General features: G+C 38.8%; 23 protein-coding genes. 18 read left to right on the top strand and 5 right to left on the bottom strand.

The features are described 5' to 3' along the window. The first annotated feature begins 11 nt into the window (after positions 1–11). From ACAN52_RS01765 to ACAN52_RS01745, 5 genes are all read left to right on the top strand, one after another. Complete coding sequence (locus ACAN52_RS01765; protein WP_378951291.1) at positions 12–995, top strand: D-ribose ABC transporter substrate-binding protein; 984 nt, start codon at positions 12–14, stop codon at positions 993–995. A gap of 98 nt (positions 996–1,093) precedes the next feature. Next, entirely contained in the window at positions 1,094–1,807 is a 714-nt protein-coding gene (locus ACAN52_RS01760) for a DUF2291 family protein (RefSeq protein ID WP_378951288.1), read from the top strand. Then, positions 1,804–3,342: a sugar ABC transporter ATP-binding protein gene (locus ACAN52_RS01755; RefSeq protein WP_378951285.1), complete on the top strand. Its 1,539-nt coding sequence runs from the start codon at positions 1,804–1,806 to the stop codon at positions 3,340–3,342. The genes ACAN52_RS01760 and ACAN52_RS01755 overlap by 4 nt, the downstream gene beginning before the upstream one ends. 22 nt (positions 3,343–3,364) lie before the next feature. After that, entirely contained in the window at positions 3,365–4,429 is a 1,065-nt protein-coding gene (locus ACAN52_RS01750) for an ABC transporter permease (RefSeq protein WP_378951282.1), read from the top strand. A gap of 11 nt (positions 4,430–4,440) precedes the next feature. Next, positions 4,441–4,872, top strand: a complete 432-nt coding sequence (locus tag ACAN52_RS01745) for an RbsD/FucU family protein (protein ID WP_378951279.1) — start codon at positions 4,441–4,443, stop codon at positions 4,870–4,872. 114 nt (positions 4,873–4,986) lie between these two features. Here the strand turns inward: ACAN52_RS01745 and ACAN52_RS01740 are convergent, their stop codons facing one another. Then, a complete protein-coding gene (locus tag ACAN52_RS01740; protein ID WP_378951276.1) occupies positions 4,987–5,151 on the bottom strand; it encodes a hypothetical protein in 165 nt (54 codons plus the stop codon). Between the two features lie 28 nt (positions 5,152–5,179). Next, complete coding sequence (locus tag ACAN52_RS01735; RefSeq protein ID WP_378951273.1) at positions 5,180–6,052, bottom strand: LysR family transcriptional regulator; 873 nt, start codon at positions 6,050–6,052, stop codon at positions 5,180–5,182. A 283-nt stretch (positions 6,053–6,335) separates the two neighbouring features. Here ACAN52_RS01735 and ACAN52_RS01730 point away from each other — a divergent pair, with 283 nt between their 5' ends. The 6 genes from ACAN52_RS01730 to rsmI all read left to right on the top strand — a co-directional run bounded on the left by ACAN52_RS01730 (position 6,336) and on the right by rsmI (position 11,759). Beyond that, entirely contained in the window at positions 6,336–7,679 is a 1,344-nt protein-coding gene (locus tag ACAN52_RS01730; protein ID WP_378951271.1) for an MATE family efflux transporter, read from the top strand. 137 nt (positions 7,680–7,816) lie between these two features. Further along, positions 7,817–8,263 carry a YaaR family protein gene (locus tag ACAN52_RS01725; protein WP_378951268.1) on the top strand — a complete coding sequence of 149 codons (447 nt, stop codon included), beginning with the start codon at positions 7,817–7,819 and terminating at the stop codon, positions 8,261–8,263. A gap of 9 nt (positions 8,264–8,272) precedes the next feature. Next, complete coding sequence (gene holB, locus ACAN52_RS01720; protein WP_378951265.1) at positions 8,273–9,262, top strand: DNA polymerase III subunit delta'; 990 nt, start codon at positions 8,273–8,275, stop codon at positions 9,260–9,262. Positions 9,263–9,264: 2 nt separating this feature from the next. Further along, positions 9,265–10,080, top strand: coding sequence for a stage 0 sporulation family protein (locus ACAN52_RS01715; RefSeq protein ID WP_378951262.1), 816 nt, complete (start codon positions 9,265–9,267; stop codon positions 10,078–10,080). After that, the gene (locus ACAN52_RS01710) at positions 10,073–10,819 is read left to right on the top strand and encodes a tRNA1(Val) (adenine(37)-N6)-methyltransferase (protein WP_378951259.1); all 747 of its coding nucleotides are present in this window, start codon (positions 10,073–10,075) and stop codon (positions 10,817–10,819) included. Before ACAN52_RS01715 ends, ACAN52_RS01710 begins: the two co-directional genes overlap by 8 nt. A 79-nt stretch (positions 10,820–10,898) precedes the next feature. Further along, complete coding sequence (gene rsmI, locus ACAN52_RS01705) at positions 10,899–11,759, top strand: 16S rRNA (cytidine(1402)-2'-O)-methyltransferase (RefSeq protein ID WP_378951256.1); 861 nt, start codon at positions 10,899–10,901, stop codon at positions 11,757–11,759. Positions 11,760–11,798: 39 nt separating this feature from the next. On the opposite strand, the gene ACAN52_RS01700 is transcribed toward rsmI, so the two are convergent. Beyond that, on the bottom strand, positions 11,799–12,053 hold the full coding sequence (locus ACAN52_RS01700) for an AbrB/MazE/SpoVT family DNA-binding domain-containing protein (protein WP_378951253.1): 255 nt from the start codon (positions 12,051–12,053) through the stop codon (positions 11,799–11,801). Positions 12,054–12,342: 289 nt separating this feature from the next. On the opposite strand from ACAN52_RS01700, the gene metG reads away from it, so the two are divergent. The 5 genes from metG (at position 12,343) to rsmA (ending at position 17,774) form a co-directional block, all read left to right on the top strand. After that, positions 12,343–14,280, top strand: coding sequence for a methionine--tRNA ligase (metG, locus tag ACAN52_RS01695; protein WP_378951250.1), 1,938 nt, complete (start codon positions 12,343–12,345; stop codon positions 14,278–14,280). 1 nt (position 14,281) lies between these two features. Further along, positions 14,282–15,049 carry a TatD family hydrolase gene (locus ACAN52_RS01690; protein ID WP_378951247.1) on the top strand — a complete coding sequence of 256 codons (768 nt, stop codon included), beginning with the start codon at positions 14,282–14,284 and terminating at the stop codon, positions 15,047–15,049. Between the two features lie 240 nt (positions 15,050–15,289). Continuing rightward, positions 15,290–16,276 carry a 3D domain-containing protein gene (locus tag ACAN52_RS01685; RefSeq protein WP_378951244.1) on the top strand — a complete coding sequence of 329 codons (987 nt, stop codon included), beginning with the start codon at positions 15,290–15,292 and terminating at the stop codon, positions 16,274–16,276. A 91-nt stretch (positions 16,277–16,367) separates the two neighbouring features. Further along, positions 16,368–16,910, top strand: a complete 543-nt coding sequence (gene rnmV / locus ACAN52_RS01680; protein ID WP_378951241.1) for a ribonuclease M5 — start codon at positions 16,368–16,370, stop codon at positions 16,908–16,910. Positions 16,911–16,931: 21 nt separating this feature from the next. Beyond that, positions 16,932–17,774, top strand: coding sequence for a 16S rRNA (adenine(1518)-N(6)/adenine(1519)-N(6))-dimethyltransferase RsmA (gene rsmA / locus ACAN52_RS01675; protein ID WP_378951238.1), 843 nt, complete (start codon positions 16,932–16,934; stop codon positions 17,772–17,774). A 24-nt stretch (positions 17,775–17,798) separates the two neighbouring features. Here the strand turns inward: rsmA and ACAN52_RS01670 are convergent, their stop codons facing one another. After that, on the bottom strand, positions 17,799–18,599 hold the full coding sequence (locus tag ACAN52_RS01670; protein ID WP_378951235.1) for a glycosyltransferase family 2 protein: 801 nt from the start codon (positions 18,597–18,599) through the stop codon (positions 17,799–17,801). Positions 18,600–18,811: 212 nt separating this feature from the next. On the opposite strand from ACAN52_RS01670, the gene yabG reads away from it, so the two are divergent. After that, a complete protein-coding gene (gene yabG, locus ACAN52_RS01665; RefSeq protein ID WP_378951232.1) occupies positions 18,812–19,687 on the top strand; it encodes a sporulation peptidase YabG in 876 nt (291 codons plus the stop codon). 451 nt (positions 19,688–20,138) lie between these two features. On the opposite strand, the gene ACAN52_RS01660 is transcribed toward yabG, so the two are convergent. Then, on the bottom strand, positions 20,139–20,438 hold the full coding sequence (locus ACAN52_RS01660; protein ID WP_378951810.1) for a transposase: 300 nt from the start codon (positions 20,436–20,438) through the stop codon (positions 20,139–20,141). Positions 20,439–21,018: 580 nt separating this feature from the next. Here ACAN52_RS01660 and ACAN52_RS01655 point away from each other — a divergent pair. After that, entirely contained in the window at positions 21,019–21,513 is a 495-nt protein-coding gene (locus ACAN52_RS01655) for a helix-turn-helix domain-containing protein (RefSeq protein WP_378951229.1), read from the top strand. Positions 21,514–21,537 lie beyond the last annotated feature (24 nt).

The following is a 21,537-nucleotide window of genomic DNA, read 5'->3' as shown; positions in this document are numbered from 1 at the left end:
GGGGATAAAACATGAAGAAGATAGGTAAATCGATGTTCATGGGGCTCTTAATTGTCAGTATGATCGGTCTATTGGTTGCAGGATGCGGCGGGCAGAAGGAGACGACGAAAGCAGCTGAAAAGGAAACTCCTAAATCTAAATTGATGGTTATCATTACTCCATCTCATAGTAATCCATTCTTTAAATCAGAAGCAACTGGTGCAGAAGCAAAAGCAAAAGAACTAGGCTATGAAGTGCTGACACTTGTTCATGATGATGATGCAAGCAAACAAAATGAAATGTTTGATACTGCAATTGCACGTAAAGCTGCAGCCATTATCTGTGATAACGCAGGTGCTGATGCAACAGTGGCTGCTGTGAAAAAAGCTAAAGATGCTGGAATTCCTACTTTCCTCATTGATCGTGAAATTAATGTAACTGGTAGCGCAGTATCACAAATCGTATCGAATAACTTCCAGGGTGCGAAGCTCGGCGGCGAAGAATTTGTTAAATTAATGGGCGAAAAAGGGAATTATGTTGAATTGGTGGGTAAAGAATCTGATACAAATGCAGGTATTCGCTCAAAAGGCTATCATGACGTAATTGATCAATATCCTGGATTGAAATCTGTTGCGCGTCAAAGTGCTAACTGGAGCCAGACGGAAGCCTATTCCAAGATGGAATCCATTATTCAAGCCAATAAAGATATCAAGGGTGTAATTTGCGGTAATGATACCATGGCTATGGGGGCAATGGCTGCCATTAAAGCTGCTGGTTTAAAAAATGTGATTGTAGTTGGTTTTGATGGAAGTAATGATGTACGTGATTCAATTATTGGTGGAGATATAAAAGCTACTGTATTACAACCTGCATTTCGCATTGCTCAGATGGCAGTAGAACAAGCTGATAAATTTATAAAAACAGGTGCAACTGGTGAAAAAGAAAAACAATTAATTGATTGTGTTTTGATTAATGGCGATAATGCTAAAAAACTAGAAACTTTTGCTGTGAAATAAAGTTCATGAGATTGCTATATACCAGGATGGATTAGTAAACCATCCTGGTATATAGAGTAAGCTAAATAATCATCTGACAACTTGATGAGGAGAATAGTATGAATAAAATGATTGAACCTATTTGTATTAGAAAAGTCAATAGGACTTTATTCATTGTCTTATGTTTGTTTTCAGCGATCTTATTTTCTGGTTGCAAGCTTTATACCGTGGTTCCCAATGATAAAACGAAAGATAGTCAACAAGGAACAGTCTTTTATTTTCAGGATGAAAATTTTGATGCCAATCAATTTGTCGATTCAGTATGGGATAGTAAGGTTATTCCAGCCATCAATCAAAAAGCATCTGATATGAGTATCGTCATTCAAGCAACAAAAACTGATGTGGATGAAGCTGGGAAAAAATATGGAATTAGAAGTGCGCAAGAAGGGAGTCCATGGAATTTTATTGTCAAAGGAAAAGGGAGAGTATTGAATGTTAATACAGAATCTAGGGCGGGGACAATTGACATCGATCTTGCTCCTTATGATGGTAAGGCAGACTTTAAAATACAAATAGGACCGGTTATAAAAGGGACTGCTGTTCGTGACTCATTTGATTTTATTAAATATGATGATTTTAAAAACCAAATGGTTTTTGCAGAACTATCCAATGCTTTTCATAAAAAAATAGCATCTAATCTTTTAGCTAAAACTGACTTCCTAGGGAATAAAGGAAAAGAGGTTAACTTTATTGGTGTGTTCACCTTTATGCCGTCTCAGGAAATTCTCGTCACGCCTATCTCAATGGAGTTTAAGGACGGTGATAAATCATGAAGGATGAATTATGCATAACAGCCCGTGGCATCAGTAAAATATATCCAGGGACACTCGCCTTGGATAAAGTGAATTTTGATGTATATCGCGGTAAAGTCAATGTCTTGATTGGAGAAAATGGAGCTGGAAAATCCACATTAATGAAGATTATCGCTGGCATTGAGCAACCATCAGAAGGAGTGATTTCTCTTAACGGAGAGGAAATACATCTTCAAGATACACGGGATGCATCAGCTAAGGGAATTGGGATTATTCACCAAGAATTAAATTTATTCCCCAATCTTACAGTGGCTCAGAATATTTTCATGGGGCGAGAAAATACTCATTATGGAGTGGTTCTCGATCATCAAAAGCACATTGAGAAGACAAAAATGTTATTAGAAAGATTGGAACATCCCATTCATCCGGATACACCTGTTAGTGATCTTAGGGTGGGGCAACAACAAATTGTTGAAATTGCTAAAACAATGGCCCAACAGGACTTACATGTTCTCATTATGGATGAGCCGACTTCATCGCTCAGTACAGCTGAAGTGGATGTTTTATTTCGATTAATTAAAGAGCTAAAAGAAAAAGGTATTGCGATCATCTATATATCTCATAGATTGGAAGAAATTATGCGTATTGGTGATTATATTACCGTGCTTCGTGATGGCAAACTAGTTGGAGAAAGTCAGGTTAAAGAGATTGATATTCCTTGGATAGTTAGAACCATGGTTGGTCATAGTGAGACGAAAATGGATTATAAACAGGAAAAACCAATTGGTGATGAAGTTTTGTGCGTTAAATCCTTGACCTTACCGCGTAAGGGTGGCGGTTACGCTCTAGAAAATGTTTCTTTTTCCTTGCGAGCAGGAGAAATAGTAGGGATATATGGTCTTTTGGGTGCTGGACGTACGGAAATTATTGAATGCTTAATGGGGATGCACCCTGAATCCACAGGTGATATTTACTTAGAGGGAAAAAAAATCAAACCCAAGTCAATCTGGGAACAAATTCAAAAAGGCTTTGCCCATATACCAGAAGATCGACAACGAGAAGGTCTGGTGCAGACCCTTTCCATCGGTAAAAATATGACCTTGGCGAGTTTATGGAATTATACGAAGAGTATTCATCTCATTCCCGAAAGAGAAGATGAAAGTATCAAAAAAGCAATTAAAGAGTTGGAAATTAAAGTAGCGGATAAAGAGTTACCCATTCTTTCTTTGAGTGGAGGAAACCAACAAAAAGTCGTGATCAGCAAAGGAATATTGACTTCTCCTAAAGTGATATTATTAGATGAACCCACAAGGGGGATCGATATCGGTGCAAAAGCTGATGTATTTAAGATGATCAATAAATTTGCACTTCAAGGCATGGGAATTATGATGGTCGCCTCTGAACTAAAAGAAATTATTGCAATCGCTGACCGAATTATTGTTTTATCAAATGGGAAATTAACTGGGGAATTAAGCGGAGATACCATTACAGAAGAGGCACTTGTAAAGGCCTCTGGGGCCGGTCATCATGCATCAATAGATAAAAAAATTTCTTAGAGATAAAAGGAGACCGTTTACGATGAGCAAAATAATGAGCCAAGTAACAAACGTGCAGCCTGCGAATCAGATATCACTTGGAATGATACTATTAAAAGCTAGAACTTTTATTGCATTAATTCTTTTGGTGGCCATATTTAGCTTTCTGACACCAACTTTTATGTCTGCTAACAGTCTAATCCTCATCGCTAAGCATGTTGCCTTATATGCGTTACTAGGGATTGGTATGACCCTTGTCATTATTAGTGGTGGTATTGATTTGTCCGTTGGTTCGATTGTTGGCCTTGCAGGAATGATTGCGGGAGGCCTCATTCATGAAGGATTGCGTCTGCCCATGTTTGGGGTTACGATTTATTTTAATGTAGGCATTGTGATGTTGTTTGCATTATTAATAGGAACTGGTGTAGGTGCCATCAACGGACTTTTGATTACCCGATTTAATGTTGCCCCATTTATTGCAACCTTAGGCACTATGTATGCTGCGCGAGGATTTGCCCTCATCCGTTCGAATGGCGAAACCTTTCCTAATTTAGTAGGTAATGCTAATTTGGGCAATGAAGGTTTTCCTATATTAGGTGCTGGTAATGTGCTAGGAATACCCATTTCCATTTGGCTTATGATCCTTGTTGGGATTGCGATGGCTTATCTTCTGAAAAAAACGCCTTGGGGTTGGCATATCTTTGCTGTAGGTGGTAATGAAAAGGCGGCTAAACTTTCTGGCATTCGAATTGATCGCGTTAAAATGCTAGTGTATATGATTTCCGGTTTCTGTGCTGCCTTGGTAGGGCTAATTGTTTCCTCCCAACTCGTAGCAGCTCATCCTGCGACAGGTAACTCATGGGAAATGAATGCGATCGCTGCAGCTGTATTAGGTGGCACTTCCATGGCTGGCGGCATCGGAACAATTGGTGGCACTTTGATCGGAGCCTTTGTAATCGGGGTGCTCAGTGATGGCATGGTCATGATTGGTGTTTCGGAATTCTGGCAAATGGTTATTAAGGGGTTAGTGATTGTCGTTGCGGTCATTGTCGATCAATTTCAACGAAATATGGAAAATAAACTGGCTCTTGAACGGAAAAATGGTTAGGAGGATCTTATATGTTAAAAGGTATTCCAGATATCATTTCACCTGAACTTTTGAAAGTATTACATGAAATGGGACATGGTGATGATTTAGTTCTTGGAGACGCCAATTATCCTGCCGCGAGCAACGCCCAGCGATTAATTCGCTCAGATGGACATGGTGTTCCTGAACTACTTGATGCCATTTTACAACTATTTCCTTTAGATCGCTATGTAGATTACCCTGTTTCCTTAATGCAAGTGGTACCAGGTGATCCCACTATTCCCGAAATTCAAGATGAAATAAAAAAGGTTATTACAAAGTATGAAGAACAAGGTGAAAAATTAATTGAATCTCTCGAACGATTTAGCTTTTATGAGAGGACGCGAAAAGCCTATGCAATCGTCGCCACAACGGAACGGAAACTTTATGGCTGTATGATTATCAAAAAAGGTGTTATAAAATAAATTACGATGATGGGTACGGATAGAAGTAGTCTTGAAGACTAAAAAGTTGGGTTGAAACGTAAGTTTCAACCCAACTTTTTTCTTTTTATGCAGCAAAGTTACTCAATCAATAAACTAGGAGAAGAAATAATGAAGAGTTGATAAGACTAAACCGACAATGAATAGGAGTACAATACTGAAGGCTCCCATAGTATAGGCGACTTTATCACTTTGTGTTGTTTCATCATGTTGTGAGAAAAGTTCAGTGTCCTGGAGTGTTATGTGTCTACTTGTAGCCATTATTATCCCTCCCTTCTCTGTAATACACTTATTTTGATAGACCAAATAGCTTGAAGCTATATTCCAACCATGCTCGTGTTGCGTAGGATAGATACGTATTTTTTTTCCATGCAATTGCTAAATGCCAAGGTTTAATCTCATTTTTTAGGGGTAAATAACGAATTAACTCCATATCGAGTTTAGTACATAATCGTTGAGGAAGAAAAGCAATCGCCAATTTTGAAGCAACGATATCAACGATAAAGTCCCATTGAGCAGTTTCGCACACAATTTTAGGTGTGAAGCCTATTTCTTTGCATTTGTCGAGAATGTGATCGCGTAGAGCGAAGTCATCTCGATACAAAACAAAAGATTCATCACTTAAATCCCTCATATCAACAACAGATTGAGTTGCTAAAGGATGATTTGCGTGAACGATAAGCATTAAGGGCTCTTTTAAAAAAGGAATAGTTTCCAGCTCTACAGTGGTTTTAGTCGGTAAAACAACGATCCCTACATCAAGGGTGCCATCATGGATTTGCTGCTCAACTTTTCTAGAGCCATCCTCTGCCAAATCAATTGTGATTTGGGGGTATAGGGCGTTAAATTCAGCGATAGCTTTCGAGAATAGAGTTTGCACCATAGGGGGAATTCCTATCTTCAAATGACCGCGAGGCGTACCGGCTAAATTGTATAATTCCGTATTGATGCTATTCAAGGTATCTAAAATAATGAGAGCCTTGTCAAACAATAATATACCAGCATCCGTAAGAATTATTTTTTTGGGAGCACGATGGAATAAGGAAACCCCTAATTCTGTTTCTAAGTTTTTAATCAATTTACTGATTGTAGATTGTGAAACATATAACACTTCAGAAGCTTTTGTGAAACTCCCTTGACGCGCTACTTCGGCAAAATACACTAAATGAATAATATCGATAACAAATCACCAACCCAATATTCAATTTTGTCAACAGCGCTAAAAGAGTAAAACACTGATCCTTACTTGTATTTTACTTCACAAAAGAAAATACGTAAAATACATACTATCCATAGGGTTTATGGATAAGGGTCATAAACAATTCGAGTCCATAGGAAAATCATCGATGAGAAGGTTATGCTTATTAAATTAATGGGAAAGCTAATGATAAAAATGATTTAGTGATATAATGGAATGTTAAAAACGGTGAATAGGGAGGGTAAATATGGAGCGTTCTAAAGCGTTAGGCGAAGAGAAAATTTCAGCATTGCTCTGGAAATTTTCCATACCAGCAATTACTGGTATGGTTGTCAATGCTTTATATAATGTTGTTGATAGTATTTTTGTAGGACATGGCGTAGGTGAAATTGGACTCGCAGCCGTTACCATTGCCTTTCCGATTATGATTGTGTTAATGGGTTTTGGAATGTTGGTAGGTGTAGGAGCATCGGCCGTAGTGTCCTTACGCTTGGGCGAACACAAACAACATGAGGCTGAGAAAATTTTAGGCAATGCGTTGACTCTTGCAGTATTATTATCCCTTTCATTAACAATGGGAATACTTTTATTTTTAGATCCAATTTTAATCAGTTTAGGTGCCCAAGAAGCTATTTTACCTTATGCTAGAGATTTTACAAAAATAATACTGATCGGTAGCATTTTTATGTACATAGGTTTTGGTTTAAACAGCATTATGCGGGCTGAAGGTAATCCGAAAATGGCGATGGCCACTATCTTGATTTCAGCAGGTCTTAATATTTTACTAAATCCATTATTTATTTTTATATTTCACTTAGGGATTAGTGGTTCTGCTTTGGCGACAGTGTTATCTCAAGGGGTATCAGCAGTGTGGGTATTGATTTATTTTTTTAGTAAAAATAGTTTACTGAAATTACGTTTAGGTAATCTTGCCTTAGATAAAGAGATTGTTAAAAGTATTTTTAAAATTGGTATGTCCCCTTTTCTCATGCAGATTGCCGCCAGTGTGGTCACTGTATTATTTAATTATAGTTTATTGCAATATGGCGGTGAATTTGCAGTAGCCTCCATTGGGATTATTAATCGGATCGCCATGTTAATGCTGATGCCTATTTTTGGCCTTAGTCAAGGTCTTCAGCCGATTATTGGCTATAATTATGGAGCCAAAAATTATGGGCGAGTCAAAAAGGCCTTGAAAATGGCCATCTATGCTGCAACAATCTTTTCAACGATTGGATTTTTGCTGATCGAGATTTTCGATCAGCAGATCATGATGCTTTTTAATGATAATCCTGAATTGATAGGTATTGGAGCTCACGGTATGCGGATTTATTTATGTATGTTACCGGTTATTGGTTTCCAGGTTATTGGGGCAAATTATTTTCAGGCTGTAGGAAAAGCCGGTTATGCGATTGTCCTTAGTATGTCAAGGCAATTAATTTTATTGATTCCTCTCATCCTCATTCTCCCAGGGATATTGGGTTTAAATGGTGCATGGTTAGCAAGTCCGATCGCTGACTTAGTCTCTGCACTATTAACAGGACTTTTTTTAAGCAAAGAAATTGGCAAATTGGGTATCATGCAGAAATAATGGTTCTGATCATGGACTTTTGAAAAGCATAAATTGATTATTTTTCTTAAAACAACTATAATTTAGATGTCATCTAATGATGATAAGGTTTATAATGAAAGGTACGGTTGAATATAGTTTGAAAGGCAGTGACCTTTATGAAAATTAATACTCTGGGGACTGCCCAGTTGCCCAATCTTCCAGAACGTGAAGTCGGTGCTAGAACTGATAAATCCTTGGGGCATTTTGCGTCAGACTTACTCAAAAATCAAGATGGACAATCTCGGGAACGGATGACGGAACTGCTGAAAGCAATCGATTATCATGGTAAACAATTAGGCGAAACACCAACTTATTCTGAACTTAAGCAATATCGTGAAGTCGTACGGCAATTTGTTGGTGAAGCCGTAGGGCGGATGTATAGTTTGAGCTCTCAGCAGGGATGGGATCGTAGTGGTCGTCAAAAGGTTTATACCATTATAAAAAAAGTTGATGCGACGTTGGAAAGTCTCAGCGAAGATGTACGTCAAGGACAGGAGCGTAATTTAAATATTATTGCTAAACATGATGCCCTTCGCGGGATGTTGGTGGACTTGTTTATGTAGAGGTGGAGCATGAAGTGGATCGATATTGTTGGTCATGTTGAAAATATAAAAATGCTGCGCCAGATGGAAAGTAGCGGGCGAGTGCCTCATGCCTTATTATTGACTGGTCCAAGTGGCATCGGTAAATTTATGGTTGGGAGCGTTCTTGCTACTGCTCTTTTATGCATGTCCTCAGAGTCGAGGCCTTGTGGCAGTTGTCAGTCTTGTGTACATATGTCTCGGGGCACACATCCTGATTTTTTAACCATTCGTCCTGATGGTACAACCATTAAAATTGAGCAGATTAGAGCGTTACAGCACGAAGTTGCTTTAGCCCCTTATGTAAGTCTAAAGCGAGTGTGTATCATTGATGGTGCCGAGCTTATGACAACACAGGCAGCTAATAGTATCTTGAAAACACTGGAAGAGCCCATAGGTGATATTGTATTTATCCTATTGTCAGCCAATCGCCAATTATTACTTACCACGATTATTTCTCGGTGTATGATGTTGGTGTTTCAGCCACTTATTCCTGCTGTATTAGCTGAGGCTTTGTGTGATAGAGGATTTTTAGCTGAATCGTCAGAAGTGGCAGCAAGGCTGAGTGGAGGTCGTATGGGAAAGGCTCTTGCTATGCTTGAACCTGATGGGCTTATCTTTCGCAATCAGGCGATTGATATTTTCGATGGAGCATCCAAAGCCAGTATGACGACTCTTTGGGATATGGCGACTCAGTTAGAGAAAATGGAACGTAAAGACATTTTGCAGATTGTCAGTTATTGTACATATTTATTACGGGATTTATTAATGATTGTCACCGGACAAGATAGAGAACTTTTATTTAATATAGATTTAGTCGATTGGTTAAATAGACAAGCCTATGGATGGAGTGAAAAAAAACTGTTAAAAGCTTTAAAAATAGTGGAAACAGCTAGACAAGCTTTACATGCTAATGCCAATGCCAGGCTTACGAGCGAAGCTCTATTGATAAAAATATATGATTTGGTTAAGGAGGTTTGAACTTGCAGACAGTAGTAGGAGTGCGTTTTAAAAAAGCTGGCAAAATATATTATTTTGCACCAGGTGAGTTTGTACTAGTAGCTGGAAATTTTGTAATTGTTGAAACCGCTAGAGGGCTGGAATATGGCGAAGTCGTCATTGGACCGCGAGAAGTTGCAGATGAAAATATTGTTGCACCCTTAAAGACGGTACAACGTCAGGCTACACCTGAAGATGATAAAAAAGTAAATGAAAACAGAGCCAAAGAAAAAGATGCTTTTTCCATTTGTGAACAAAAGATTAAGGCTCATGACTTAAATATGAAACTAGTTGATGTCGAATATACTTTTGATGTAAATAAAATCATTTTTTACTTCACAGCAGAAGGTCGTATCGATTTTCGCGAACTGGTAAAAGATCTCGCAGCTGTATTTCGTACTCGCATTGAACTCCGTCAAATTGGTGTACGTGATGAAGCAAAAATGATGGGGGGCGTCGGTTGTTGTGGGCGGTCCTTATGTTGTTCGACTTTTCTAGGGGATTTTGAACCTGTATCCATTCGAATGGCCAAAGATCAGAATTTATCCTTGAATCCTACTAAAATTTCAGGAATTTGTGGAAGATTGATGTGTTGCTTAAAATATGAAAATGATTCTTATAGTCCTTGCTGCAAGAAGATAACAGCTCCCATTGTTGGGCGTGAAGTTGTTACGATTGATGGTGATGGTAAAGTCACTTCCGTTAATCAAGCCAAAAGAACAGCTGCCGTGCTTCTAAAAAATAATAATATTGTTGTCATTCCTTGGGAAGAAGTAGTGGAAAAGGATAATAATGTTTGATTTAAATAATCTTAGTCATGGGGAACGCATCGATGATTTGCTGATTGGACAACTTAAGGTCATTCAAAGTGAGACTGAATTTTGTTTTTCCTTAGATGCTGTCTTATTAGCTCATTTTGTGACAGTCAGACAAGGCGATCGTGCTGTGGATTTAGGAACTGGTACAGGTGTCATTGCTTTTTTGCTGACGGCAAGGGGAGCTGGACGTATTCAGGGGCTAGAGCTTAGTGAATCTATGGCTGCCATGGCAAAACGCAGTGTGATATTAAACAATCTAGAAGATAAAGTGGAAATTATTCAAGGTGATTTATGTAATGTAAAAGAATTATTTCCAGCAGGACAATATGATTTGGTGGTTTCTAATCCGCCCTATCGTCCTGTTGGTGGTGGATATATCAGCCCTAATGATCGGGTGGCTATGGCTAAGCATGAAGTGACTGCCACCTTGCAAGATGTAGTCAATGGAGCGCGGCATCTGGTAAAAACCAGAGGACGTTTTGCTATGGTGCATTTGCCTGAACGTATGGCTGAAATTTTAGTTGCCATGAGCCAAGCTGGAATTGAGCCCAAACGTCTGCAATTGGTTCATTCTACAGTGGATAAAAAGCCTAAGATGCTACTAGTGGAAGGAATCCGAGGTGGAAAACCTGGCCTTGAGGTGTTACCTCCTCTGATTGTTTATCAGTCTGATGGCAGTTACAGTGATGAGATTCAAAAATATTATAAAGAATTTAGGTAAAGAAAAAGTAACGAGTAAAGGGTGCAATTTATTTTACCCATTACTCGTTACTCATTCATTTATGAGGAAGTGAAATTTTTTGATTGAAAAACTCGGCATATTATATTTGTGTGCTACTCCCATCGGTAATCTTGAAGATATGACATACCGGGCAGTACGGGTGCTTGGTGAGGTTGGGCTTATTGCGGCTGAAGATACTAGGCACACGCGAAAACTGTTAAGCCATTTTGATATTCACACTCGTCTTATTAGTTATCATGAACATAATAAAATAGAACGGGGACCTGAAATCATTGAGCGATTATTAGCAGGAGAAGATGTAGCCGTTGTCAGTGATGCTGGTTTGCCTGGTATTTCCGATCCTGGTTCTGATTTGGTAGTCTTGGCTATTGAGGCTGGCATTACTGTCATCCCTTTGCCGGGTGCTAATGCTGCATTGTCAGCCTTAGTATGCTCTGGTCTTGATACGACTTTGTTTACCTTTATTGGTTTTTTGCCGAAAGGTAAAAAGAAACGCCGAGAATTAATTGCTAGTTTGGTAAACAATCCCTATACCATGGTATTTTATGAATCACCTCACCACATCAAAACAACCTTATCTGAACTTAGCAATGCTTTGGGAGAACGTCCAGCCGTGGCGGCGCGAGAATTAACCAAAAAATTTGAAGAATTTATTCGTGGTACCTTAGAAAGTCTAGGGACTCATTTTTCCCAAAATGATCCAAGAGGGGAATTCACTCTTATTGTAGGTGGACAGAGTGAATGTCAAAAGACTGAATTAGTTCCTGAAGCCCAATTGTCGGTACTTGATGGGGTCGCAGCACTCATAGCGACTGGTATTACTAAAAAAGATGCAATTAAGACGATTGCTCAGCAGCGGGGATTGCCTAAGCGAGAAGTCTATCAGGCTGTATTAGAAAAAGATTCTTCAGAGATGTAAAGTTCATGAGGACGAAAAAAAAAGAGGTTTTTCAACCTCTTAGATGGATTTATCTGTCATTGACTCTAAACATTCGCTACAAACATTTTTATTTTTGAAAACGATCACTTCATCAGCGTTACCGCAGAAGACGCAAGAACATGCTGGTTCATATTTGCGCAAAATGATACGATCACTATCTACATAAATTTCTAAAGCATCTTTTTCAGCAATTGCCAAGGTACGACGTAGTTCAATTGGAATAACAACCCTACCTAGCTCGTCCACTTTCCGCACAATACCTGTTGATTTCATAATAAAAAACCTCCTATTTTTTCAACATTTTTCGACAAAAACTATCTAACTAAATAATACCAAATGTTATGAAAGAAGTCAACCTATTTTTTCCATAACAGTAATATAATGTCCCAATTGTCGGATATTTTGTCAAAAAAGGTCGAATTACGGATTTATGGGCAGAATAGGTTCGACAGACGTGTATATTTTTTGTATTATAGGAATAATGATGAAAGAATAGAAATTTTTTGTTATTGGTGCAAGGCTTAAACAAAAGGTTATATAGTATGAGGAGGCTTATCTAACAATGGAAAAAAAATCATTTTATATCACAACACCTATCTATTATCCAAGTGATAATTTGCACATCGGTCATGCCTATACAACGACGATTGCAGACACAATGGCCAGATATAAACGCTTATCTGGTTATGATGTACTCTTTTTGACGGGTTCCGATGAGCATGGACAAAAGATTCAGCGTAAAGCTGCGGAAAAGCAAATTACTCCCATTGAATATGTTGATAAAATTGTAGCTTCATTCCAGCATTTATGGGAAAAACTTAATATTTCCAATGATGATTTTATTCGTACGACAGAAAAACGTCATCATAAAGTTGTACAAGATATTTTTCAAAAAATTTATGATCAAGGCGACATTTACAAAGCCGCTTATGAAGGTCGCTACTGCACGCCGTGTGAAACTTTTTGGGTTGAACGTCAATTAGTTGATGATAAATGTCCTGATTGTGGTCGGAATGTAGAAATAGTCCAAGAGGAAAGTTATTTTTTTCGCATGTCCAAATATCAAGACCGCTTATTGACCTATATTGAAGAAAATCCTGATTTTATTCAACCGGTTTCTCGTCGAAATGAGATGATTAATTTTATTAAAGGCGGTCTAGAAGATTTATGTGTTTCTCGGACGACTTTTGATTGGGGAATTCCTGTACCTTTTGATCCTAAGCATGTTGTTTATGTATGGTTTGATGCGTTAACGAACTATATTACAGCTGCGGGGTATCTAGATAATCGAGAAAAATTTGAACAATTTTGGCCTGCCGATATACACTTGGTAGGTAAGGAAATTGTGCGTTTTCATAGTATTATTTGGCCTGTTATTTTGATGGCTCTTAATATTGAAATTCCTAAGAAAGTGTACGGACATGGCTGGCTCATTATGGAAGGGGACAAAATGTCCAAATCCAAAGGCAACGTCATTGATCCTCTTGTTTTAATTGACGAATTTGGACCTGATGCCATTCGCTATTTTCTGCTCAGAGAGATTACTTTAGGCATGGATGGGAATTTTTCTAGAGAAGCTCTTATTAACCGTATTAATGCGGATTTAGCCAACGATTTGGGTAATTTACTGCATAGAACCTTGAGTATGATTGGGCGTTTTAATAACGGTATGATTATTGCTGGAACTGATAGCGAGGATCTTGATCGAGAACTTCTTCAATTAGCTGAGCAAACTGTTGCGCAATATGAAAAATCGATGGATGAGATGGATATTAATGCAGCAATTAAGGTCATATGGGCATTAATTAGCCGCACCAATAAATATATTGACGAAACAGGTCCATGGGCATTGGCGAAAGATGAAGCCAAAAGAGGACGGCTCAATACTGTACTCTATAATTTAGCTGAAACACTGCGGATCATCTCCATTTTAATTTATCCATTAATGCCGATCACAGGTCCGAAGATTTGGGCGCAATTGGGTATCGCGCAAGACTTTGGTACTGTATCTTTGGATGATGTAAAGGGATGGGGTAAATTACCTGCTGGAACAACAGTTGGTAAGCCTGCGCCGATTTTTCCGCGAATTGAAGACAAGCCAGTGGAAGCCCCTAGTGTAGCAGAACCCGTTTCGGCTCCAGTAAAAACTGAAATAGTAGCTCAACCTGCCCTTGATACACCAGAAATTACAATCGAAGATTTTGCAAAAATGGATTTGCGCGTAGTTAAAGTGCTCGCTGCTGAAAAAGTCGCCAAGGCTGATAAATTGCTGAAATTAACTGTTGATTTAGGGTGCGAACAACGTACAATTATTTCAGGTATTGCTAAGCATTATGCGCCAGAAGAACTTGTTGGCAAAGATGTAGTGATGATTATTAATCTAAAACCAGCAAAAATTCGTGGTATTGAATCACGAGGGATGGTATTAGCTGCTTCATGCGGTGAAAAATTAACACTCGTCACGGCAACCGATATGTTGCCAGGCAGTCGGGTGAAGTAAGATGTTATTTGATTCTCATGCACACATTGATGATGAAAAATTTGATGTAGATCGTGATGAGGTTATTGCAAGAGCCTTAGAAAACGGTGTAACAGGTATGATTAATGCGGGAGCATGCATGGCGTCTTCAGCTCGATCAGTGGAGCTGGCAGAAAAATATGATAGCATTTATGCTGCGGTGGGGATTCATCCTCATGATGCTAAGTCTGTTCAGGAAACGGACTATGAACAGTTAGCAGCATGGAGTAAGCTAACCAAAGTTGTAGCCATTGGTGAAATTGGTTTGGATTATTACTATGATTTTTCGCCTCGTGATCTCCAACGTACTGTATTTATACGGCAACTTGATGTCGCTCGTCAAATGGATATGCCTTTTATTATTCATGATCGTGATGCTCATGGTGATATTCTAGAAATTTTAAAAAAAGAGGCCAAAGGTCTAAAGGGTGTATTGCACTGTTTTTCAGGCAGTTTAGAGATGGCGAAAGAAGTAATAAAATTAGGTTTATATATTTCCATCGCTGGACCTGTTACTTTTAAAAATGCAGCGAAGCTGCCGGAAATTGTAGCAACTGTTCCTCTAGAGAGACTATTGGTAGAAACTGATTGTCCTTATTTAACGCCCCATCCTCATCGTGGCAAACGTAATGAACCTGCTTATGTAAAAATAGTAGCTGAGCAAGTCGCACAGTTACGTGGAATGGACTTCGTAGATTTGGCAAAGGCGACGGATGCTAATACGAAAAGGCTCTTTAGAATAAAAGAATAATTAATTGACTGAGTGAATATCTTGATAAAAGATATTCACTCTTTTTTATGAGTTAGAAGAGATCAGATTCTTCCTGATCTACGCTGCTTCTATACTCTTATCTAAAGGGATGAATTCATGTTTTTATCAGATGCATAAAGTAGGAGGTTATGGCAAATAATTTAATAAAAGTAAAAAAATGATTAGACAAAAAATAATACTTGTGGTATAATGTGCAAACGTTTAAAAAGGAGGGATTGCATGGGTAAGAATGAGCTAAAAAAGCTATTTTTTCGAAAGAAGTTGCTACCCCTAATTCTAGTACTCGTCGTTGTTTTGCTCTTAGCAACAGGCTTTATGTTTGCCAACAAAAAGGTACACATTGCGGTTGACGACTCTACTATGGTTATTAGCACATTACATAGCAAACCGGAAGATGTTTTGGTACAAGCCGGGGTAAAATTAGGTCCTAAGGATGAATATCGTCTATCAACAGCTAAGTTGGTAAACGATACTGTTATTTCAGTACAAAGAGCTGTACCAGTTACGATTGCTTATCAAGGTAAGACTGAAGTCGTGCTTACTGCAAAACGTACAGTTGGTGAACTCGCGGAAAGTTTGGGTGTCAATAAGCCTGATCTGAAACTCATACCGAGTGAACAGGCAAAAGTTGAACCGAATATGCACATCCAAGTTGTTACGCTTACGGAAAAAGTAGTTGAAAGTCAGGTGCCTGAGCGATTTACCATTATTCATCAACCTGATTCTACCTTGGAAAAGGGTGTAGAAAGAATCGTAGCAGAAGGTGAAGATGGAACTAAAAAAGTGACTTCACGTTTGCAATTTGCCGATGGAGTCGAAGTCAGTGCTCAACCGATCAGTGAAGTCATTACAGAACAACCAAAACCGCGGATCATCCATGTTGGCACACGTGATACGGTGGAAACTTCTCGGGGAGCTATGAGATTTAGTCGAGTGGAAATGATGGAGGCGAGTGCTTACTTGCCTACAGATGGTTCAGCTGCTGGTCTTACTGCTACTGGAATATCAGCACGTCATGGAATCGTAGCCGTTGATCCTAATGTGATTCCTTTGGGAACAGAGGTCTATGTACAGGGCTATGGTGTAGCTTTGGCCGCTGATGTTGGTGGTGCCATCGTAGGTAATCGGATTGATCTATGTATTGAAGACTATAGCGAAGCCATGCGATTTGGCAGGCGATCAGTAAAAGTATATGTTCTTAATTAATACAAGCTTTTAGAGCCGGTTCTAACAGGGGGTATACTCCCTGTTCTTTTTTTGATATTATATTGAAAAGAAGATAAAGAGTGGTAAAAATATGATAAAAGAAGTAATAGTCGTTGAGGGTAAGAATGATGTACATGCTGTAAAGAGAGCAGTTGATGCCGATTGCCTTACAACAGGAGGCTTTGGCCTCTCTTCGTATAGCTTAGCTAAAATTCAACAAGCTTATGATAAACGTGGCATTATTATTTTGACAGATCCTGATAGCGCAGGTGAACGTATTCGGAGTTTTTTGAGTCAACGCTTTCCTGAAGCAAAACATGCTTTTGTTCCAAAAGAAGATGCAACTGCAAAAAATGATGTTGGTATTGAGCAAGCCTCTGGTGAGGCCATTCGCGCAGCTTTATCGAAGGTGCGTTATCTGGATTTTCAGCCTGGTCATGAGTTTGGCTTATTTGATATTATGAACTCAGGATTAAATGGCAGTCATGATTCTTCAACGAGACGAGCTTTAGTAGGAGCTAAACTAGGAATTGGTTATGCTAATGCCAAAACCTTTTTGCAGCGTTTAAATAATTATGGAGTAACTCGTACTGAATTTGAGCAAGCATTGCAAGAACTCAGTGATTCAATTTAAAAAAAATTTGGAGGCCATGAAATGACACAGCCGACGATTGCACAAAAAGAAGTCACATTGCATATCTTAAAACGATTTGGGATACGCATGAGCAAAAAATTAGGGCAAAATTTTCTAATTGATGAACATGTAGTCAAGAGTATTGTCGATGCTGCGGATATTAAACCGGGTGATGCAGTGCTGGAAATCGGTCCTGGTATTGGAACGTTAACCCAAGGTCTCGCTGAAGCTGGTGCTCAAGTGACTGCCGTAGAAATTGATCGACGCCTGCTAGAGGTACTGAGCAAGACGTTAGAAGGTTATGAAAATGTCCGTGTCGTACATGGGGATATTTTGCGTATTAATATTGCAGAGACAGTGGGGGCACCTCAGTATAAAGTTGTTGCTAACTTGCCTTACTATATTACGACACCGATTATTATGGGTTTGCTTGAAGCACGGATGCCGATTGATGTACTGGTAACCATGGTGCAAAAGGAAGTAGCCGAGCGTATGGTCGCTTCTCCTGGTACTAAAGACTATGGAGCTTTATCTGTTGCAGTTCAGTATTACACGAAGGCGGAGATTATGTTTGTCGTAAAACCTGATTCTTTCATTCCGCCGCCATCTGTAGATTCAGCAGTTATTCGTTGCACAGTCCGTGAGAAACCACCTGTGCAGGTTAATGAAAAGATCTTTTTCAGAGTCGTGAGGGCTGCTTTTGCTCAACGACGTAAGACGCTACTTAATACCCTCAAAACCACAGGTGTACCAATTGAAACCCTAAAGATAATTTTGGAAAAAACTGGGATTGATGGCGCTCGCCGTGGAGAAACATTATCTCTAGATGAATTTGCTGCCCTTTCGAACGTGTGGATACAATAACTTATAAATAACGAAACCCTGCTCTTATGTAGAGCAGGGTTTTTCATTAAAAAATTTGTCTAATAAATCAAAACGTCGCTCGCTATGATAGCCAAGATAGGTTTTATTTTGCCATTGGCGAGTGCGAGGTGTATTCTGAAAAACGCTGATTGCTTCTAAGCAGTCGCCGACAATGGTTTCAATGATTTTCGTACTGTGTACATGAGTTTTGAGGGATGACCCCAATTGATAATGAGGAATGGTTGTCGCGACATCAATTTTTAACTTGTTGATCCTCGCTAGTGCTAAGGATACAGGAGGAATCGCTAGTTCTCGAATGGGAATAGTTTCTAAAAAATGACGTGAAACGGCATGGGGACCATGAGATGGTGTTGATAAATTTATTTTCTTATCGAGACCCAATTCTTTATTAAGGTTCAAACGCCATTGAAAGGTCGGATTGTAACGTTCGATGTGTCTTGGAGGAGACGGATAGCAGTTGGTTAAGGCAAGATCTGAATGTTTGAGCAGGACTTGATCAATGAGTTGTAATAGGTTATCAGCAAATGTTCCCACCATGTCGCCATCGACAAAGGCCACCACGTCACTACCGAGGGCGAAGGCCACCTTCGCGCCGATCGCCCGGGGGATATCAATACCTAAACGTTCCTGAAAAAAGAGAATTTGTAGTTTGGGGATGCCCAGACCTAAGACTTCTTGCATTGTGTTATCATTTGAGCCATTTGCTACTACAATAATATGATCGATGGGTAGTGTGCTAAGATTTTGTAGTACTGTTGCAATGCGACCAGCCTCATTTTTTGCTGGAACAACCACAGTGATCATGCGCCATCACCTCGAATATTTTGAGCGCGATGCATGTGACCTTTGTGGCCACTGGTTTAATACAGTATATTGGCAGATAGTGATTTTTGCTACATATAAAGTAGAAGAGACAAAATATTTGTATTCCTTTCTTCCTTGGAGTTCACATAGGATGTGGCAGTTCCTTCTTACGCTACATAGTATGTAGTAAGTGAGAGAGGAGGGGAATTAGAATGCCTAATGTAGAAATAGGGGATTTAGTGATTCGTAAATCTCACGGTGGTGACATTGTATTTAAAGTAACAGATATAGTTGAAAATGATAACGGAGAATTGCATTGTGTGCTAAAAGGAATGTATTTGCGTTTGATGGCCGATGCACCAATGGCAGATCTTGAACTTGTTGGTGTAGCTAAACTGTGTAAAGAAATTGTGGATTTAGAATTTGTTCACAACGACGGTTTGAAAAGAATTATGAATCGTCGTGGTGCAGAGCGAGAGAAGACAGAAATGAATCGTTCTGAAGCCTTAAAAAAGTTTGATTTTTTCGATATTCCTGGTAAAGTTTTGCATCTTGACGGGGATGAAGAATATCTTAAAATGTGTTTAAAGACATATCAGCAACTTAATATTGAAGCTGTCGGTCGCTGTATTGATGAATCTGAACAAGCAGAACATGTGATTGCTCTGATTGATGAATATCGTCCCGATATTTTGGTTTTAACTGGTCATGATGCATTACTCAGTGGTGGGAAAAAAGATTTAAGCGATGTGAAGAACTACCGTAATTCTAAACATTTTATTGAAGCTGTGAAAAATGCCAGAATTTTTGAACCAGCTCGAGATGATTTAGTGATTTTTGCCGGGGCTTGCCAATCTTGTTTTGAAGCCATTTTGGCTGCAGGTGCTAATTTTGCCAGTGCACCGATGCGTGTTTTTATTCATGCGTATGATCCAGTATTCATTGCTGAAAAAGTGGCTTTTACACCCATCAATAAAACCTTAGATATTAATGATGCCATTACAGCAACGGTCACAGGGATTGAAGGTGTAGGGGGAATTGAAACAAGGGGGAAATTCAGGTTAGGCTTACCGAAGACGCCTTATTGAGTCTATGCTTATTTTTAAATTAATTCTGAATGAATAATAAAGGCGCAATGGCGACATTGTGTCTTTGTTATTTACCACTAGACGATAAGTAGCGGTAATTCAATTCAGTATTCCCGTGCAAGACATAGGGGTTATTATTAAGCACGATTTTGCCTGAACTCGCTTTAGTTCGTTTATCCTCTGATGAACCTTCGACAAGACCTCTCTAATAATTTTGTCTCTTATATCGTCTCTCAGGCGTTCTAGAACAGGTCTATCTAAGAACTCACTAGAATATCTATAATCCGCATACTCTTGTATGTTCGTTAAGTCTAGTGAGTTTGACGTCCCTTCTGAGTGACGATGGGGACGTTAGGCTGTGCGAAAACGCTTAACTTTCAGCCTCAAAATTAATCTCCAAAGGTCAATTTATCATAAAAATAACGGCTATAATCAAATAGTAGCATTTAAGCTATCTGATTGCCGCTATCAATTGCTTGGCTCCCATAATATTGAGCACACGTTTTAGGTTATACATTAAACAATGCATAACCGCCTCACCTCTCACTTTTTCTATACCACGCAACAAGAAATACGTATATCCAAAAGTACGTTTTATTGTACCAAAAGGATGTTCAACTATCATTTGTCGCTGTTTGTAAAGTTTCAAATTATTCGCTAGCCGCTCATCCGTACGCGACATCACTTCGTGATATTCCCCATGTATTATTTGCCGGCCACGTTTGTTTTTCGTACACTCATCTTTATGTATTATGACGATGGGGACGTTCCTTTTTTGTCTTTAAAATGTTATACAACATGCTGTGAAAGCAGGTATGGTAGCGAATATGGAAGGCTATAGGCATAGTAGATATAGAGAATGTCTTAACGGTGCAAATGTAGCAAATACAATATTTTCCTTAGCTATGGTAAGAAGAAATGAATGGATATGCCTGCATAATATTTTTCAAGAAAAAATTGGAGTATCGATAAAAATTCCTATGAATGATGAGTAAATACTTCGAAAAATCCAGTTTATTATTGATGGCAGAAAATCATATGAAATGGCATTTTGACCGAAGTCAGAGCATGAGACTGTAATTTGGCAGTTAAAACAGGAAGGATTATCGATACGATAAATTGAAAGGGCAACAGGGATATCACAAGGTATAGTAGCAAGATGTTGACAAAATAGGAACGTCCCCACTGTCCTCCTTCTGTCCTCGGAACGTCCCCACTGTCCTCCTTTGTTTTTACAATTGGATAACTTTATAATCGTATAGAAACATACAGACATTTGGAAAATTATATATGATATAATACAGATAGCACAAAAAAAGAGAGGTATTAATATGAAATTGTTAAAAGTCGATGAAGTAGCAAAAAAGTTAGGTGTGACAGTTGGAACTGTGAAAATATGGGCTAGAAATAGAAAGTTGATTGGTATACAATTAGGTGAAAATGGAATGTGGAGATTTGAACAAGTAGATATTGAATCCTATCTAATAGGGGACGATCAAATATCAATTGCACGACCATTCAAGTGGCCAGAACCAGAACATCATTATTCTTTCGCTAACTCGAAAATACATAACCCATTTGGTAATATGAAAAAAAAGTCACCAGACCCTACTATACGACTATTGAAATCTAAAGAAATAGCAGAAGTATTAAATGTAGCGGTTGGAACGGTAAAGACATGGGCTAGAAATGGAGAATTGAGCGGTAAAAAATTAGATAGTAACGGTATGTGGAGATTTCAACAGACAGAGGTCGAAGCATATGTAAATAGGCATAAATCCACTCTTCATAACCCATTTGGTAACGTGAAGTTACATGGTAAATAAATTGAATATTGAAATAATTTTCTT

The sequence above is a fragment of the Pelosinus sp. sgz500959 genome (assembly GCF_042610375.1).
Classification (GTDB): domain Bacteria; phylum Bacillota; class Negativicutes; order DSM-13327; family DSM-13327; genus CTSoil-075.
This window is presented reverse-complemented; position numbering and strand designations above follow the sequence as displayed.